The organism is Streptomyces sp. NPDC058637, assembly GCF_042717325.1.
Lineage (GTDB): Bacteria > Actinomycetota > Actinomycetes > Streptomycetales > Streptomycetaceae > Streptomyces.
Map to the genome: position 1 here is coordinate 98,638 of NZ_JBHXRD010000020.1, position 16,390 is coordinate 115,027.

Below are 16,390 nucleotides of genomic sequence, written 5' to 3' on the forward strand. Positions count from 1 at the left end.
GGTCGCGACTGCTTTCGCCTTTCGCCCGGTCCGGCGACTCAGGCCGACCGGCGACGGCATGTGGGTCGATCTGCCTTGCGACCTGCCACCGCGACCCGCGGCCCGCACCTGGCCCGGTGGGCGGCCGATCTCGCCGGTCAGGATGCGTCCCACGCCCCGTCGTTCGGGCGGCTCGTGTCGTCGTGCGGTTCCCGATGACGTGCCGCCCGGAGTGCGTCGCGGACGTCGAACCCGCCACGGAGGGCGTCTGACCTGCGGATCTGGGCATGCGCATGATGAGAGGACCCGGGTGACGGAGGCGATATCATCGTGCGGGAGCGGCTCCTGGTCCGGTGATTCGCCGTATGGTTCGTGCCGCTGTCAGGCGGCATGCGGGGCGGAGCAGGCCACGTCCGGGGGGTGTGGCAGGCCACCGGGGATGGCGCGTTGCGGGTGATCTTATTCGGCCGCCTGCGGAGCGCGCCCGGCGGGTTCTTCGGCTTACGGTGGTTCGCGGGACATTGGCCCGCCGACCGGTCAGAGCGCCGGCGTCCGAGTCGTGTTGAGCGGGCGATGGGCCGCGAATGGCACCCGTCTTGATCCACCGGCAATGAATTGGCGAGCCTTCCGGTGCGTACGGTTTCCGTGCCACGTGCAAAAGCCGTGCGGTTCAGTCCGCTTCACGATCTCGTCGCCCTCGGTCGGCGGCCCGACGGGAAAAGGGAGCGAATGCCCGCTGTGCGATCGCGGACCAAATCCCCTTCCGTCGGGTGACCATGGAGGTGACCATGGATGCCGCCTACAGGTTCTCCACGGGCGGCGCTCGGAGCCACGGCGTCCGGACGGCTTCCACGTCCTGCCCAGCAGGACCCACCCCGGGGGTTCACCGGCCACGGACTTCCCGAGGTGCTGGCCGAAGTGGGCCTCGGCGGCAGTTCCCTGGGGTGCCGTTGGCGGTCGGGGCGGCCCCGGTGTCGATCATGGGGAGATCCCGTGGCGGGCCGCTTAGGCTGCTGTCCCGGGCCGACGCATCACAGTGGGGGGTACAGGGCCGATGAGCCATGCGATGGAGGTCTTCCAACGACTCCAGGCCGACGACCCGACCGCGGTGGCGGGCTATCGGCTCGCCGCGCGACTGGGCGCCGGCGGAATGGGGCGCGTATATCTGTCGCACACCCAGGGCGGCCGCCCCGTGGCGATCAAGGTCGTACGGCCGGAGCTGGCCGACGATCCGGACTTCCGCCGGCGGTTCGGCCGGGAGATCAAGGCCGCCCGGCGGGTCCGGGGGGCGTACACCGCCGAGCTGATCGACGCGGACGCGGACGGCGTACCGCCGTGGCTGGCCACGCTGTACGTGCCGGGGCCCTCGCTGACGGAGGCGGTGACCCGGCACGGGCCGTTGCCGGTGCCCGCGGTCCTGTGGCTGATGGCGGGGGTGGCCGAGGCGTTGCAGGCCATCCACGCCGAGGGCATCGTGCACCGGGACCTGAAGCCGTCGAACGTGCTGCTGGCCGCCGACGGCCCCCGGGTGATCGACTTCGGGATCGCGCTGGCCGCCGACGGGACCTCGTACACGGCTACGGGCGGCACGATCGGCACGCCCCACTACATGGCTCCGGAGCAGGCGTCCGGAGGCGAGATCACGGCGGCGACCGACGTCTTCGCGCTGGGTCAGACGGCGGCGTACGCGACGCTGGGCAGGCCGCTGTACGGCGACGGGTCGGCCGTCAACGTGCTGTTCCGGATCGTGCACTCCGACCCGGACCTGTCCCTGCTGCCGCAGTCGCTGCGTCCGCTGTTCGCCCGCTGCCTGGCCGCCGACCCGGCGGACCGGGCCACGCCGGCGGAGGTCGTGGAGTGGTGCAGGCAGCGGCTGGGGGCGGACGCCGACGGTGGCGGGGGGCCTGCGGTGTGGCAGGAGGTCATCGGGCCGCGGGCGGTGGTCCCGGCGCCCGTACCCGAGGAGACACCGGCCTACCCGCGGCCGCCGGTGCCCGGGTCGACACCGGGCCGTTCACAGCCGCCGGTGCCTGGGGTGTCACGGACGGATACGCAGCCGCCGGTGCCTGGGGTGACATCGACGGATCCGCAGCCGCCGGTGCCCGCGCCGATGTACCCGCAGGCGCGGTCCGGGTGGCCGCTGCCGCCGCCCGTGCGGCGGAAGGCCCGCAGCGGACGGCGCACAGCGCTGATCGCGGCCGGGAGTGTGACGGGAGGTGTGCTGCTGGTCGTGGCACTGGCGTGGTCGCTCATGGACGCGAAAAACCGGCTCGCCGACCGTGACACCGCAGGCGCCAGGACGTCCGCCACAGGACCGGCCGCACGGTCGTCGGCTTCCGTACCGGGATCCTCGTCGGACTCCTCCTCGGATGCTCCGGATTCCTCGGCGGTCGGGGCCGGTGACGGCGCGTCCCGGGATGCCGCGTCCTCGCCGGACGTGCCCAAGGACCCGCGGCCGGAGGGGTTCGTCCTGGTGCAGCTGGACGCGACGAACTCGCTGAGCCTCAAGAATCCCGAGCCGGGGCCGGAGAACCGCAAGGGGGACGTCCGCTTCGGTTGCGAGTCGAACGGCTGCGAACTGAAGAGCGACAGCACCGTGTTCATGCAGATATTCGGAGGAAACGGCACCACCCTCGACGAGTGCCGCCTCATGCTCGGAAGCGCCGCGAAACACACCTGGCCGCTGGCGGCGACGGCGGCAGGCACCGAGATCTGCATGAAGGACACCGAGGGGAACATCGGGCTGTACGTCGTCCAGACGAAGTCGACCGCCATACCGGAGCTCGCCTTCCTGCTGGGAGACCTGACCGTCTGGCGTGACGCGGCCTAGGGTCTCGCGCACCGGTCACGCCACGGTGGAGACGGCGCGGCCGGGTAGCCCGGGGCGGGCGGCGGCGGTCGCGTGGTGACGAACGCCGGGTCCGGGCACCGCCGCAGGCCGGGCCACGGTCAGGCGGCACCGTCGCCGTCCCGTACCCACGGCCGCAGCTTCTCCGGATTGCGGACCACCCAGATCCGTGAGACGCGGCCGTCGGCGACATCGAACGAGGCCACGGTCATGACGGCTCCGCCGCGCACGGCCACCAGCCCCGGCAGGCCGTTGACCGACCGCTCCAGGAGGGCGAGGCCGGGAGCCCTGTCGGCGATGGCGACCATGTACCGGGCGATGTGCGCACCGCCTTCGACCGGGTGCAGGGTGGTGCCGACCATGCCGCCGCCGTCGGCGGTCATCACGGCGGCCGGGTCCAGGAGGCCGACGAGGGCCGCGATGTCCTTGGTCTCCCACGCCTCTTTGACACGGCGTACCGCCTCGGCCTGCCCGGCCGCCGCCCCCGGAGCCCGCCCGTCGCGCACCCGCCGCCGGGCGGAGGCCGCGAGCTGCTTGCTGGCCGCGGGGGTCCGGCCGAGAACTGCCGCGATCTCGGCGAAGGGGTACCGGAAGACGTCGTGCAGGACGAATGCCACCCGCTCGGCCGGCGTCATCGCCTCCAGGACGACGAGGAAGGCCATGGTCACCGATTCGTCCAGGACCATCTGGTCGGCGGGGTCGGTGCCCTGTCCGTGGGCTCGTTCGGTGCGGTCGGGCAGCGGATCGGGCAGCCACGCTCCGACATAGCGTTCACGCCGGGCCCGGGCGGAGCCGAGCACGTCCAGGCAGATGCGGCTGGTCACCGTCGTCAGCCAGGCGCCCGGGGCCACGATCTCCTCCCGCCGGCCGCTCGGCAGCGCGTACCAACGGGCGTAGGCCTCCTGTACGGCGTCCTCGGACTCGGCCAGTGAGCCGAGCAACCGGTAGGCGACATTGATCAGTTGGCGCCGCTCACCGGCAGGCTCATCGGTGCTCGTCACAGCAGTCCCCATGCTCCGGCCGCCCCCTCGCCTTACCTTTCGCGGGCCCGCTTCGTCGGGCCGGTGAGACCTTATCGATCTACCGCCCCCGGGCGGGACAAGGGGACCGTGGCATGACAATCCAGGCGACGGCGCGACGCCGCTTCCCGCTTCTGCAGATCGCGATCGCCCTGCAGACCCTGACCCTCTTCCTCCAGGCGGTCTCCGCCGGACTGCTGTTGACCTCGTCCTACGGAGAGGCACTGCACAGTGTCGGCGCCCGTGTGATGTACGGGGCGTCGATGCTGTACGTGATCGCGGCGGTGCTGGCGTGGAAGCCCGGCGGGGGTTCGCCCCGGCCCGTACTGGAAGCCTCCGGCTTCCTCGTGCTCGCCTCCGCGCAGGTCGCACTGGGCATCGCGCACATTCCGTCCGTCCATCTCCCGCTGGGGGTGCTGATGTTCGGACTGAGCTTGCTGGCGCTGGCGCGGCGCTGACCCCGGGGAAGGGGGACACGGGACGCACCGGAACCGACGGGTGAGGGTCCGGTGTGTGTCCGGTCGCCTCGGAGGACCGCTCGCACAGGCAACCGTTCGGTATCGACAGCTGTCTTGAGTGTCGAAGGACTGCTGCTCCCGAGGGCGCCACCGGGCCACCCGCGTTCCGCGGAGGTTCTCCACGTGCTGATCCCCCCACGCGTCAGCCGTACCTCCCTCGGCGCTGCCGCCGCGCTGGGCGCCGCCGGTCTGATCGCGCTGGGCGTGACGCCCACTGCCGTAGCCGATGAAGCCGCCGCCGAGCTGGTCGTACGTGACATCGCCCCGATCGGCGGCGTGAAGCCGGGCAGCAGCTTCGGCCCACCGGTCACCTTCGATGTGGGCGTGACATTTGACGACGGAACCTTATGGGGCGAGCGACGACGGCTTCGGAGCTGGAGCAGGGTCGGCCGAAGCACGAGGACGCACGTCTGGTGGTTGACCGCTGTGGCGCGCTTCCTCCAGTGCGTGATGTTCGGCAGTCTGGTCGGCGGCGTGGCCGTACCAGTCGTGAACGCGTACATCATGGACGAATGAGCGAACCCGAGGAACTTCCAGCAGCAGTGCACGCGGAAGCACTGATCACCCTGGCCCAGGAGCATCACGAGCGCACCGCGCGGACCACAGGCACCCGAGAAGCCGGCGGCCACCTGGTGAAGACCTACTCCCTTCTGGCGCCAGGCCGCACCGTGACGGAACAGGACATAGCCGCCGCCCTGCGCATCGCCGCGGCACACCTGGAGCTCGGACGCACCCGCGGGTCGCTCGGGCTCGCTGTCCTGATCATGCACGCCGGCGGCGACGGCGATTACGTCCTGGTCCACAGCTGGATCGAGGGGCACATGTCCGACCTGGCCATCTTCACCGGACCGGCTGGACACCCCGACCAGCTCCGTCCGGGCCGCACCGGCCTTGCCCCTTGTGTCTGGGAAGCCGCCATCCTGGCCCACGAACGCGACGCGTTCTCACGACACGTACTCGACGGCAGCGGCCCGGTCAAGAACCGCCTGACCGCCTGGGGGGCGGACACCCTGACCGGAGCCGTCCGGTGAACAGCGCCCCGAACGTACGGCATGCACGCCCCGACGATGTACCGCGAATCGCCGAACTGGCCGCCGAGCACGCCGCCTACGAACAAGCCCCGCCACCCGCCCCCGACCTCGCGCACCGGCTCGAGGCCCTGCTCTTCGACACCCTGACACCACGGCTGCGCTGCCTGGTCGCGGAACTGCCCGACGGAGAGGTTGTCGGCTACGCCACCTGCACGCCCGAAATCTCCACCTGGGAGGGCCGCGAATACCTCCACATGGACTGTCTCTTCCTGAACTCCGACAGCCGGGGCTCGGGCCTCGGTGCACTGCTCATGGATGCCGTAACAGCCGAGGCACGCACCCTCGGTCTCGCCGAGATCCAGTGGCAGACCCCAGTCTGGAACGAAGGAGCCGTCCGTTTCTACGATCGCCTCGGCGCGAACTCCAAGGCGAAACTCCGCTACAGCCTCACGGTGCCGAACTGACCTGACCGAACTCCTCGAAGCGCGCTATGGCTGCGGCTGCCCACCGTTGGTCCGGTCCGGGGTACCCGGATCGCTTCCTTGACGGCGGTGAACCGGGTGCTGTCGCGGGTGTCGCCGTCTGTGACGACGAAGGCGGAGGACGGCCCCGGCCGTCACAGGCCAGGTGGATCTTGCTGGTCAGACCGCCCCGTCGTCCGGCAGATGCGTGAACCCCGTGCCGATGAAGGCGAGCCCGCAGAGCACCGCCAGTACGGAAGCCACCGAGGCCAAGTCCACACCACCGGACCGCGCGCCCGGCGAGCCGTACGCCCAGCCGACCGCGCGCCCAATCGGTTCGCGGCGAAAGCCGACGGACATCCGCCCGCCGTCCCCGTCGGCCGCGCCTTGTTCCCTGGTGGAGCGGGAGGGCCCGGAACCGAACGGACCCGGGGGAGCGGCTGCGGCCGCAGGATGTGCTCGAAGAGCGTCACGAGTCGGCCGAGCTGCCGGGGCGGGGTGCGTTCGCTCCGAAGGCCGAACTCGTCGGCAGCCTCACCCGCACCGACATCGCGGCCCTGTACGGCTACGGCGAGGCCCCGCACGGGAGCCGGACGCTCGTCACCTGGTCATGGAACCGGCCCCGGGCGGGACCTGGGCCGGTTTCGACCGGAACCACCCGACGCCGCACCGGCCGCACACCGGCCCGGTGCGGCGCTCGGGCGAAAGGGGCAGCAGGAGGTGTGGTGCTCGTGCGGAGAGCGGGATGTACAGGGGGTAGGCCGACGGATCGCCGGAAGCCGTCCCGGCAGAGCTGTGGGCACATGGTCGGCCGGGGATTAGGTTGGCGGGAAATCTCCGGGCTGCCGGACTCGTGATGGGGGCGAGCATGACCATGCAAAAGGGAACCAACGTCGCGGTGCCGGCGCAGACCGTGCGCGTCGAGCTGGGCTGGCGTGCCTCACCCGGGACACCGGACGTGGACGCCTCGGCGCTCCTCCTCGTATCGGGAAAGGTGCGCAGTGACGCGGACTTCGTCTTCTACAACCAGCCGTCCCACACGTCCGGCGCCGTGCGCCACGAGGGCAAGCGGACCGCGGGCGAGGGCGTCACGGACACCCTCACCGTCGACTTCGCCCGCATGGAGCCCGTGATCGACCGTGTGGTCGTCGCCGCCTCCGCGGACGGTGGCAGCTTCGGGCGGGTCACCGGCCTGTACGTACGGCTCGTGGACCCGGCGAACGGCTCCGAGATCGCCCGCTTCGAGAGCACGGACGCGACGGTCGAGACCGCGTTCATCCTCGGGGAGCTCTATCTGCGCCAGGACACCTGGAAGTTCAGGGCGGTGGGTCAGGGATACGGCACCGGGCTGACGGGCCTCGCGACGGACTTCGGAATCTCCGTCGACGAACCGCAGCAACCGCAGGCACCCCAGCAGGCCCCCGCGCCCCAGCAGACTCCTCCGGCCCGCCCCGCCCCGAGCGCCTTCGTCACGCCCCAGGCAGCTCCCGTGCCCCCGCCCGCGCTTCCTGTCGCACCCCCCGCCGCGCAGCCCGTGCGGCTCACCAAGGTCACGCTGACGAAGGAGACCCCTTCCGTCTCGCTGGCGAAGCAGGGCGGCACCTCCGGAGCCCTGCGGGTCAATCTCAACTGGGAGGTGCGCAAGCAGTTCAAGAGCTGGGGCGCGAAGCTCGGCAGGGCCGTCGCCATGCACGCCGACCTCGATCTCGACCTCTGCGCCCTGTACGAACTCACCGACGGAAGCAAGGGTGTCGTCCAGTCCCTCGGCAACGCCTTCGGCTCCCTCGACCGGCCGCCGTACATCCTCCTCGACGGGGACGACCGCACCGGCGCGCTCTCCACCGGTGAGAACCTGACCGTCAACCTCGACCACAAGGGCCGGCTGCGCCGCGTCCTGATCTTCGTCACCATCTACGAAGGCGCCCGCAGCTTCGCCGATCTGCACGCCACCGTGACCCTCCAGCCGCAGAACGGTGCGGCGATCGACTTCTCCCTCGACGAGTGCACCGTGCCCTCCACCGTGTGCGCGCTCGTGCTCATCACCAACGACGGGGGAGACCTCACCGTGCAGCGCGAGGCCCGCTACCTCGTCCCCCAGCGCGGAGTCAGCCCCCAGCGGACCATCGACGCCGCCTACGGCTGGGGAATGAACTGGACCCCCGGCCGCAAGTGACCCCCGGGGGCGGATCCAGGCAGGGCTCAGGGTTCCGGGGCGGCCTCGGGACGGGCGTACGTACGTCCCTTCCAGGCCGCACCGCGGCCCCGGTAGTGCCGCACCGCGGAGTCCACCGTCATCAGGAGGTAGAGGACGGCGGTGAACGGCAGCAGCGGGGCCAGCCACAGCGACTGCCGGTAGTACCCCAGCATCGGCATGTACGTGCCCGCCATCACCGCCCACGCCGCCCCGCCCGCCCACGCCGCCACCGCGTCACCCGTCAGCAGCCCGGCGGCCAGCGTCACGGGCGGTGCCACATAGACCAGGCCCAGCCCCAGGACCGTACCCACCAGCAGCGGCGGACTGTGCCGCAACTGCGCGTACGCACTCCGCGAGACCATCCGCCACAGATCCGTGAGCCGCGGGTACGGGCGCACGCTGTCCACCCGCTCCGCGAGCCCCAGCCAGATCCGGCCGCCGCCGCGCCGCACCGCACGCGCCATGGACACGTCGTCGATCACCGCCTGCCGGATGGACTCCGGGATCCGGGCCCGCTCGGCCGCTCCGGTCCGCAGCAGCACGCAGCCCCCCGCCGCGGCCGCCGTACGCGATCCCGCCCGGTTCACCCGGCGGAAGGGGTAGAGCTGCCCGAAGAAGTAGACGAAGGCCGGTACGACCAGCCGCTCCCAGGTGCTCGTCACCCGCAGCCGGGCCATCTGCGAGACCAGGTCGAAACCGTCCGCCCCCTCCTCGCCCGCCGCCGCGACCAGCTCCCGCAGACTGTCCGGCTCATGCGCGATGTCGGCGTCCGTCAGGAGGAAGAACTCGGGCTTCCGCTGCCGGGCCAGCGCGATCCCGTGCCGCAGCGCCCAGAGCTTGCCCGTCCAGCCGGGCTCCGGCTCACCCGGAGACACCACCGTCAGTGGCAGCCCGCCGAGCCGTACGGACAGCCCACGCGCCAGATCGCCGGTGCCGTCGGTGCTGCAGTCGTCGACGAGGAAGACCTCCGCGTCCCCCGGATAGTCCTGGGCGAGCAGCGACGGCAGGCTCGCAGGCAGCACCTCGGCCTCGTCCCTCGCCGGTACGACCACGGCCACCGAAGGCCAGCGCACCGGCTCCGCACGCCGGGGAAGCCGCTGGTCGGTCCGCCAGAAGAAACCCTGGCCCAGCAGCAGCCACACCCACACGACCAGCGAACCCACGGCGATCCAGGCAACGGCGCTCATCCGCCGAAGTCTGCCCCACTTCGACGGGCCCGCAAGGGGTGTCGACTATGGTGACCGGGTGAAGATCGCACTCATGGACTCGGGAATCGGCCTGCTCGCGGCAGCGGCCGCGGTACGCCGGCTACGGCCTGACGCCGATCTGGTGCTGTCGTCCGACCCCGCCTCGATGCCCTGGGGCCCCCGTACGCCCGAGGACGTCACCACCCGGGCGCTCGCCGTGGCACGTGCCGCCGCGGCCCAGCGGCCCGACGCCCTGATCGTCGCCTGCAACACCGCGTCCGTCCACGCCCTGCCCGCCCTGCGGGCCGCGCTGGAACCGGACCTGCCGGTCATCGGCACGGTGCCCGCGATCAAGCCGGCCGCCCGGAGCGGCGCACCCTTCGCCATCTGGGCCACCCCCGCCACCACCGGAAGCCCCTACCAGCGCGGGCTGATCCACGAATTCGCCCGGTCCGCCGACGTGACGGAAGTTCCCTGCCCGGGGCTCGCCGACGCCGTGGAGAACGCCGACGAGGCCGCGATCGGCCGTGCGGTGGCCGCGGCCGCCGCCCTCACCCCGCCCGATGTCGGACACGTCGTCCTGGGCTGCACCCACTACGAGCTGCTCGCCGACCGCATCCGCGCCGCGGTACAGCGGCCGGGCCGCCCGCAGGTCGGCCTGCACGGCTCCGCCGACGCCGTCGCCGCACAGGCTCTCCGCCGCGTCGGCGCCGCGGCCGCTCCGTCGGCCGAACCCCTCGGCACCCTCACCGTCCTCCTCGGCGGACACACCGCCCCCCTCCCGGAACCCGCTCTGGCCTACGCCGAAGGCCTGCTCCTCAAGGCCGTCAGCCCCGCACTCTGACCTTCAGCGGCCCGCCCGAGGCGGCTCCGGTCACCCCCTCGGGGCGCGGAACGTGGGTACGCTGCTTGACATGACGGACCACTCCGGCAACGCGCGGCACGGTTCGAGCCAGGCCCCGAGCACGGTCTGGACGGGCCGGGCCACCAATCGCCTCCAGTGGCTGCTCGCGGCCGCCGGAGCGGGATGTATGGCGCTCGGCATCAAGCTCGCCGTCGATTCCGCCTGGAGCACGGGAATCGCGCCGCTCCTCATGTCCGTCATCGGCTGCGTCGCCGCCGGACTGCTCATCCTGTACGGGACCCTCGCCTTCGTCCACGTCGCCGTCAAGGTCGACGGCGACGCCCTCGAGGTGCGCTGCGGCCACATCGGACTGCCCAGGCGCCGGATCCTGCTCACCCATGTGGTCGGGGCGGACTTCGCGCCCAAGGTCACCCCGCGCCAGTGGGGCGGCTGGGGCTACCGCTGGCGCCCCGAACAGGGCACCGCCGTGGTCGTGCGCCGGGGCGAGGCACTGGTGCTGAGACTGGGTGACGGCAGGACCTTCACCGTCACCGTGGACGACGCGGAAGCGGCCGTACGCTTCATCCGCGACCGCCTGCACCTGACGGCCGGCGGGAAGCCGGGAGGCCCGGCGGGGGCCTGAACGGCCGGAGCGACTGCCGTTCCCACAGCCCGCCACCGTAGACTCCGCCAGGTGAGCGCCACCATCACCACCGTCGAACCGCCGTCCCCCGCCCCCGCGCCCCGCAGCAGGAAGCTGTGGCCGCGGTTCGTCCGGCCGGCCGCAGCCCTCCTGTCCGGTGCGCTGCTCTACGCGAGCTTCCCGCCCAGGCCCCTGTGGTGGCTCGTACTGCCGGGCTTCGCACTGCTGGGCTGGGTCCTTTCCGCCCGCAGGCCGCGTGCCGCGTTCGGCCTCGGACTCCTCGCGGGCCTGGGCTTCATGCTTCCCCTGCTGCACTGGACGGGGGAGGAGGTCGGCCCGGTCCCGTGGCTCGCGCTCGCCTTCGCCGAAGCCCTGTTCATCGCGGTGGGCTGCGTCGGGATCGCCGCCGTCTCCCGGCTCGCCTACTGGCCCGTCTGGGCCGCTGCAGTCTGGGTGCTGGACGAGGCGGTCCGGGCCCGGGTGCCGTTCGGCGGCTTCCCCTGGGGCAAGATCGCCTTCGGTCAGGCCGAAAGCACGTTCCTGCCGCTCGCCGCGCTGGGCGGCACCCCGCTGCTCTCCTTCGCCGTGGTGCTCTGCGGCTTCGGCCTCCTGGAAGCCGCGCGGCAGGTCCGCGGGTACCGCACCACCGGCACCGTCCCCCGCGCCGCCGTGGTGGCGGCAGCCGTGACCGTCGCCGTGCCGGTCGTGGCCGCACTCGCGGCACTTCCGCTCGTCGACGACTCGGCCGAGGACGGCACCGCGACCGTCGCCGCGATCCAGGGCAACGTGCCCCGTCTGGGACTCGACTTCAACTCCCAGCGCCGGGCCGTCCTGGACAACCACGCCGACCGTACGGAGCAGCTCGCCCGGGACGTGAAGGCGGGCAAGGTGGCCCGGCCCGACTTCGTCCTGTGGCCGGAGAACTCCTCCGACCTCGACCCTTACCGCAACCCCGACGCCCGTGAGGCGATCGACCGGGCCGTGCGGGCGATCGGCGTCCCCACCGTCATCGGTGCCGTCCTGACGCCCGACACCGGAGCGCTCCGCAACACACTGATCGAGTGGGACCCCGAGGAGGGCCCCGTCGGCACGTACGACAAGCGGCACATCCAGCCGTTCGGCGAGTACATGCCGATGCGGTCCTTCGTGCGGATCTTCAGCAAGGACGTCGACCGGGTGCAGCGGGACTTCGGGTCCGGCACCGAGGTCGGTGTGTTCGACCTGGCGGGCACCAAGGTGGGCCTCGTGACCTGCTACGAGGCCGCGTTCGACGACGCCGTGCGCGACACCGTGAAGAACGGCGGCCAGCTGATCGCCGTACCGAGCAACAACGCGACCTTCGGGCGCAGCGAGATGACCTACCAGCAGCTGGCGATGTCCCAGGTGCGTGCCGTCGAGCACGGGCGGTCCGTCGTCGTGCCCGTCACCAGCGGAGTCAGCGCCGTGATCCGGCCGGACGGCACGATCGTGCGGAAGACCGGGATGTTCACCGCCGACGCCCTGGTCGACGAGGTACCGCTGCGCTCCTCCCTGACACCGGCGACCCGGCTGGGAACCCTGCCCGAGGGTGTCCTCGCGCTGCTCGCGGTGGCCGGCCTCGGCTGGGTCACGGTCCGGTCCGTGCGGGCCAGGAAGGACCGCCGGAAGGAGCCGGAGAGCGTCCCGTCGGCCACGTAGGATCCGCCGTACGGCTACTCCCGACTTCATCCGCGAGATCCGTGCCACCGCCGGTCACCAGCTGCTTCTGCTACCGGGCGTCAGCGCGATCGTCTTCGACGACGAGGGAAGAGTTCTTCTCGGCAGGGCGGTCCGACACCGGTGAGTGGTCGGTCGTCGGCGGGATCTCCGAGCCCGGCGAGAAGCCCGCGGCGACAGCCGTGCGCGAGGTGTACGAGGAGACGGCCGTGCACGGTGTGGCGGAGCGGGTGGTGCTCACGCAGGCGCTGGAACCGGTGACGTACGCCAACGGGGACGTGTCCCAGTACCTCGACATCACGTTCCGCTGCCGGGCCACCGGCGGTGAGGCGCGGGTGAACGACGACGAGTCGCCCGAGGTGGGCTGGTTCGGCCTCGACGCGCTGCCGCCGCTGAGCGAGTTCTCACTGTCCCGGATCAAGCAGTCCGTCGCGGACGAACCCACCTGGTTCGAGCCCGCCGGAGCCTGACGGCACGGAGGCCCTCTCCCGCCCGGATGGCGGGAGAGGACCTCTGCGTGGTCCCGCTTGGTCCTGTGCGGTCCGTGGCCGGTTCAGGCCTTGCGTGCCTCGGCGGGCAGCCCGGCCTGCGCGCCGACGGCATCCGTCCCGGGGATCTCTCCCGCATCCCCCGCGTCGATGTCCGAGAGGTCCCGGTTCCGGGTCTCCTTGGCGCAGAGGATCGCCACCACCGTGATCAGTGCCGCGGCTATGACGTACAGCGAGATCGGCGTCGAGGTGCCGAAGTCCGCCAGCAGCGCGGTGGCGATGAGCGGCGCCGGGGCACCTGCGGCCACCGAGGAGAACTGGGCGCCGATCGACGCGCCCGAGTAGCGCATCCGCGTCGCGAACATCTCGGAGAAGAACGCCGCCTGCGGTGCGTACATCGCGCCGTGGAAGATCAGCCCGACGGTGACGGCGAGCAGGAGGCTTCCGAAGCTCTGGCTGTCGATGAGCGCGAAGAACGGGAACATCCACAGCCCGACCCCGATCGCACCGACCAGATACACGGGCCTGCGCCCCACCCGGTCCGACAGCGCGCCCCACAGCGGGATCACGGCGAAGTGCACCGCGGACGCGACGAGTACGGCGTTGAGAGCCGTCTGTTTGCTGAGATCGGCGGCTGTGGTCGCGTACACGAGGATGAACGCGGTGATGACGTAGTAGCTGATGTTCTCCGCCATGCGGGCGCCCATGGCGATGAGCACATCGCGCCAGTGGTGCCGGAGTACGGCGACGAGCGGCATCTTCTCGGCGGGCGCGCTGGCGGACTTGCGCAGCTCGGCCTGGGCCAGGGCGGCCTTGAACACAGGGGATTCGTCGACAGAGAGACGAATCCACAGTCCGAGGATCACGAGAACACCGGAGAGCAGGAAGGGAATCCGCCAGCCCCATGCCTCGAAGGAGGATTCGGACATCAGCGCGGTGAGAGCGGAGAGCACCCCCGTCGCGAGCAACTGCCCGGCCGGCGCCCCCGTCTGAGGCCACGACGCCCAGAATCCACGGCGCTTCGCGTCACCGTGCTCCGACACCAGCAGCACGGCCCCGCCCCATTCGCCACCTAGGGCGAAGCCCTGCACCAGCCGCAGGACGGTGAGCAGGACGGGAGCGGCGGATCCGATGGTGGCGTGCGTCGGCAGGAGCCCGATGGCGAAGGTCGCACCACCCATCAGCAACAGACTCAGCACCAGCAGCTTCTTGCGCCCCAGCCGGTCCCCGTAGTGCCCGAACACCAGCGCGCCCAGGGGGCGTGCGGCGAATCCGACCGCGTAGGTGAGGAAGGACAGCAGTGTGCCGACGAGCGGGTCGGAGTCGGGGAAGAACAGCTTGTTGAAGACCAGCGCGGCAGCCGATCCGTAGAGAAAGAAGTCGTACCACTCCACGGTGGTCCCGACGAGGCTCGCGGCGACGACGCGGCGGAGGTTCGAAGGGGGTGGGGGAGCGGTTGCTGGGGCGGCCATGGATACCACTTCCGGACGGTCGGCGGGGACGTTCCTGTGTCGCCATACCGTAGGAAGGGGCAGGTCAGGGGCGTATGTGGCGGGACACCATAGTTCAGGCAGGCGGTGTGCGGGCGGGCGCTACGGGGAGGTGCTGCGGCCCTGGTTCCGCCCTGTGGGGGTAGGTGGGAGGGGACTGTCCGAGTCGCACTGTCCGGTGTGTTTCGCGAGGGCGGTGCTGACTCCCGTGCTGGTCCGGTGCTGACCAAAAGTCCACGTCATCCACCGTCGCGGACAGCTTCAGCACGAACGGCTCCCGTCCGGCCCGTACTCGGTGCCCATCCAGCGGTTGTTGTCCCAGCGTTCCACCGAGGCCATGGCGACGTAGCGTGGCGGCTGCTCGGTAGGCAGCGGGATCAGCTTGTCGGTCCCCGTGTCGAGGGTCTGCCAGTGCGCGCTGAGCCGGCCCCGGCGAGGAGGCCCGGGGCGGGCACTCCGGGTGGTATCGCCCCGGGGCCGATGAAGTGCACACATCGGTCGGCAGTCGCGGGGCACGGGAGCGGCATGCACCCATCCCGTACGTCCCGGCCGCCTGCCCCGGAATCGATGACCCCGCATATGGGCCGCAGAGTCGGGCAGGCGATGTGACGTGCCGGAGTATTCCCCCTCGAAAGGACGCGCACGTGCCCCAGGAGCAGCCCAAGAACGTCTTTGTGATCGGCCTCGACGATGCGAACCTTCCGATGCTGGAGGCCGTCCCGAATGCGGACTCGTACAGGTTCCACCGCTTGCTGGGCATCGACGAACTCCAGGAGGGTGAGGTCTCCGTGCCCGTACTGATGGACCGTGCCCGCGCCGTCCTCGACGCGCACGACGGCAGCATCGACGCGATAGTCGGTTACTGGGACTTCCCGGTGAGCACCCTTGTCCCGATGCTCGGCGAGGAGTACGGCGTGCGGACGACGAGCCTAGAGTCCGTGGTCAAGTGCGAGCACAAGTACTGGAGCCGGCTCGAACAGCAGAAGGTCATCGACGAGTATCCCAGCTTCGGACGGGTGGATCTGGATACCGACGACCCGAAGCCGCCCGAGGGCGTGAACTTCCCCATGTGGCTCAAGCCCGCCCTCGCCTACTCGTCCGAGCTCGCGTACGGGGTGTCGGACATGGCGGAGTTCCGAACTGCTGTGGACCGGATCCGTGAGGGGATCGGCCGCGTCGGCCGGCCCTTCGACTCCGTGCTCGAACTGCTCGATCTCCCGCCGGAGATGGAGGGGGTCGGTGGGCAGGTCTGTCTGGCCGAAGAGACCATGACCGGCATCCAGGTCGCCGTGGAGGGCTACGTCCACCAGGGCGATGTCACCGTCTACGGCGTGCTGGACTCGATCAATTACCCCGCCTCCCCGTGCTTCCTGCGCCATCAGTACCCGAGCGCCCTCCCGGCTCCGATCATCCGCAAGCTCCACGACGTGAGCGAGCGGACCATGCGCCAGATCGGCATGGAGTCGGCCACCTTCAGTATCGAGTACTTCTACGACCCGAAGACGGCCGACATCAGCCTGCTGGAGATCAACCCCCGGCACTCGCAGTCCCACGCCGAACTCTTCGACTACGTGGACGGAGCCCCCAACCACCACCGGATGCTCAGTCTCGCCCTCGGCCGTGACCCCGCGCTCACCGGCGCCAAGGGCCCCTACGCGGTGGCCGCCAAGTGGTACTACCGCTGGTTCGGTGACGGGAAGGTGCACGAGGTGCCGACCCCGGAACGGATCGCCGCCATCGAGGCGGAGATACCCGGAGTCCGTATCGACGTGGTACCCGAGGAGGGGCAGAAGCTCTCCACCATCTCCCAGCAGGACAGCTACAGCTACGAGATCGCCCACATCTTCACCGGGGGTGACGACGAGGACGACATCCGCCGCAAGTACGACCGGTGCGTTGCCGCCCTCGGTCTGACCTTCGACGAGACGGAACCGGGAGAGCGCGGCACGAAGACCCGGTGAGTGGGCCGGACCAGCACGACGAAAGGAGGTCG

Annotated in this window: 15 protein-coding genes and 1 pseudogene; 11 read left to right on the forward strand and 5 right to left on the reverse strand. The window is 71.0% G+C overall.

Annotated features, from left to right (window positions below; all coding sequences use genetic code 11):
* Positions 1-1,033 precede the first annotated feature (1,033 nt).
* Entirely contained in the window at positions 1,034-2,809 is a 1,776-nt protein-coding gene (locus ACFWVP_RS21330; protein WP_384498750.1) for a protein kinase, read from the forward strand.
* A gap of 119 nt (positions 2,810-2,928) precedes the next feature.
* On the opposite strand, the gene sigJ is transcribed toward ACFWVP_RS21330, so the two are convergent.
* Positions 2,929-3,840 carry an RNA polymerase sigma factor SigJ gene (sigJ, locus tag ACFWVP_RS21335; RefSeq protein ID WP_384498752.1) on the reverse strand — a complete coding sequence of 304 codons (912 nt, stop codon included), beginning with the start codon at positions 3,838-3,840 and terminating at the stop codon, positions 2,929-2,931.
* Positions 3,841-3,941: 101 nt separating this feature from the next.
* Between sigJ and ACFWVP_RS21340 the strand changes: the two genes are divergently transcribed.
* From ACFWVP_RS21340 to ACFWVP_RS21355, 4 genes are all read left to right on the forward strand, one after another.
* The gene (locus ACFWVP_RS21340; RefSeq protein WP_384498754.1) at positions 3,942-4,304 is read left to right on the forward strand and encodes a hypothetical protein; all 363 of its coding nucleotides are present in this window, start codon (positions 3,942-3,944) and stop codon (positions 4,302-4,304) included.
* Between the two features lie 183 nt (positions 4,305-4,487).
* On the forward strand, positions 4,488-4,880 hold the full coding sequence (locus tag ACFWVP_RS21345) for a hypothetical protein (RefSeq protein WP_384498756.1): 393 nt from the start codon (positions 4,488-4,490) through the stop codon (positions 4,878-4,880).
* Complete coding sequence (locus tag ACFWVP_RS21350; protein WP_384498757.1) at positions 4,877-5,395, forward strand: hypothetical protein; 519 nt, start codon at positions 4,877-4,879, stop codon at positions 5,393-5,395. The genes ACFWVP_RS21345 and ACFWVP_RS21350 overlap by 4 nt, the downstream gene beginning before the upstream one ends.
* Positions 5,392-5,859, forward strand: coding sequence for a GNAT family N-acetyltransferase (locus tag ACFWVP_RS21355; RefSeq protein ID WP_384498759.1), 468 nt, complete (start codon positions 5,392-5,394; stop codon positions 5,857-5,859). Before ACFWVP_RS21350 ends, ACFWVP_RS21355 begins: the two co-directional genes overlap by 4 nt.
* Before the next feature lie 177 nt (positions 5,860-6,036).
* On the opposite strand, the gene ACFWVP_RS21360 is transcribed toward ACFWVP_RS21355, so the two are convergent.
* Positions 6,037-6,216 carry a hypothetical protein gene (locus ACFWVP_RS21360; protein WP_384498761.1) on the reverse strand — a complete coding sequence of 60 codons (180 nt, stop codon included), beginning with the start codon at positions 6,214-6,216 and terminating at the stop codon, positions 6,037-6,039.
* Positions 6,217-6,712: 496 nt separating this feature from the next.
* Between ACFWVP_RS21360 and ACFWVP_RS21365 the strand changes: the two genes are divergently transcribed.
* A complete protein-coding gene (locus ACFWVP_RS21365; protein WP_384498836.1) occupies positions 6,713-8,029 on the forward strand; it encodes a TerD family protein in 1,317 nt (438 codons plus the stop codon).
* Positions 8,030-8,055: 26 nt separating this feature from the next.
* Here ACFWVP_RS21365 and ACFWVP_RS21370 read toward each other — a convergent pair whose 3' ends face one another.
* On the reverse strand, positions 8,056-9,237 hold the full coding sequence (locus ACFWVP_RS21370; protein WP_384498763.1) for a glycosyltransferase: 1,182 nt from the start codon (positions 9,235-9,237) through the stop codon (positions 8,056-8,058).
* 58 nt (positions 9,238-9,295) lie between these two features.
* On the opposite strand from ACFWVP_RS21370, the gene ACFWVP_RS21375 reads away from it, so the two are divergent.
* The 4 genes and pseudogenes from ACFWVP_RS21375 to ACFWVP_RS21390 all read left to right on the forward strand — a co-directional run bounded on the left by ACFWVP_RS21375 (position 9,296) and on the right by ACFWVP_RS21390 (position 12,889).
* On the forward strand, positions 9,296-10,081 hold the full coding sequence (locus ACFWVP_RS21375) for a glutamate racemase (protein ID WP_384498765.1): 786 nt from the start codon (positions 9,296-9,298) through the stop codon (positions 10,079-10,081).
* A gap of 70 nt (positions 10,082-10,151) precedes the next feature.
* Positions 10,152-10,724, forward strand: a complete 573-nt coding sequence (locus ACFWVP_RS21380) for a hypothetical protein (RefSeq protein WP_384498766.1) — start codon at positions 10,152-10,154, stop codon at positions 10,722-10,724.
* 51 nt (positions 10,725-10,775) lie between these two features.
* Positions 10,776-12,401, forward strand: coding sequence for an apolipoprotein N-acyltransferase (gene lnt / locus ACFWVP_RS21385; RefSeq protein WP_384498768.1), 1,626 nt, complete (start codon positions 10,776-10,778; stop codon positions 12,399-12,401).
* Between the two features lies 1 nt (position 12,402).
* A pseudogene (locus ACFWVP_RS21390) lies at positions 12,403-12,889 on the forward strand (NUDIX domain-containing protein).
* Positions 12,890-12,972: 83 nt separating this feature from the next.
* On the opposite strand, the gene ACFWVP_RS21395 reads toward ACFWVP_RS21390, so the two are convergent.
* Positions 12,973-14,379, reverse strand: coding sequence for an MFS transporter (locus tag ACFWVP_RS21395; protein WP_384498770.1), 1,407 nt, complete (start codon positions 14,377-14,379; stop codon positions 12,973-12,975).
* A gap of 279 nt (positions 14,380-14,658) precedes the next feature.
* A complete protein-coding gene (locus tag ACFWVP_RS21400; RefSeq protein WP_384498772.1) occupies positions 14,659-14,892 on the reverse strand; it encodes a hypothetical protein in 234 nt (77 codons plus the stop codon).
* A 209-nt stretch (positions 14,893-15,101) separates the two neighbouring features.
* On the opposite strand from ACFWVP_RS21400, the gene ACFWVP_RS21405 reads away from it, so the two are divergent.
* Positions 15,102-16,358 carry an acetyl-CoA carboxylase biotin carboxylase subunit family protein gene (locus tag ACFWVP_RS21405; protein ID WP_384498838.1) on the forward strand — a complete coding sequence of 419 codons (1,257 nt, stop codon included), beginning with the start codon at positions 15,102-15,104 and terminating at the stop codon, positions 16,356-16,358.
* The last annotated feature ends 32 nt before the right edge of the window (positions 16,359-16,390 follow it).

Excerpts from the sequence above, each read along its gene's own strand:
- ACFWVP_RS21330 (WP_384498750.1), top strand. The coding sequence starts at position 1,034 with ATGAGCCATGCGATGGAGGTCTTCCAACGACTCCAGGCCGACGACCCG.
- sigJ (WP_384498752.1), bottom strand. The coding sequence starts at position 3,840 with ATGGGGACTGCTGTGACGAGCACCGATGAGCCTGCCGGTGAGCGGCGC.
- ACFWVP_RS21340 (WP_384498754.1), top strand. The coding sequence starts at position 3,942 with ATGACAATCCAGGCGACGGCGCGACGCCGCTTCCCGCTTCTGCAGATC.
- ACFWVP_RS21350 (WP_384498757.1), top strand. The coding sequence starts at position 4,877 with ATGAGCGAACCCGAGGAACTTCCAGCAGCAGTGCACGCGGAAGCACTG.
- ACFWVP_RS21360 (WP_384498761.1), bottom strand. The coding sequence starts at position 6,216 with ATGTCCGTCGGCTTTCGCCGCGAACCGATTGGGCGCGCGGTCGGCTGG.
- ACFWVP_RS21365 (WP_384498836.1), top strand. The coding sequence starts at position 6,713 with ATGGGGGCGAGCATGACCATGCAAAAGGGAACCAACGTCGCGGTGCCG.
- ACFWVP_RS21370 (WP_384498763.1), bottom strand. The coding sequence starts at position 9,237 with ATGAGCGCCGTTGCCTGGATCGCCGTGGGTTCGCTGGTCGTGTGGGTG.
- ACFWVP_RS21380 (WP_384498766.1), top strand. The coding sequence starts at position 10,152 with ATGACGGACCACTCCGGCAACGCGCGGCACGGTTCGAGCCAGGCCCCG.
- ACFWVP_RS21395 (WP_384498770.1), bottom strand. The coding sequence starts at position 14,379 with ATGGCCGCCCCAGCAACCGCTCCCCCACCCCCTTCGAACCTCCGCCGC.
- ACFWVP_RS21400 (WP_384498772.1), bottom strand. The coding sequence starts at position 14,892 with ATGTGTGCACTTCATCGGCCCCGGGGCGATACCACCCGGAGTGCCCGC.
- ACFWVP_RS21405 (WP_384498838.1), top strand. The coding sequence starts at position 15,102 with ATGCTGGAGGCCGTCCCGAATGCGGACTCGTACAGGTTCCACCGCTTG.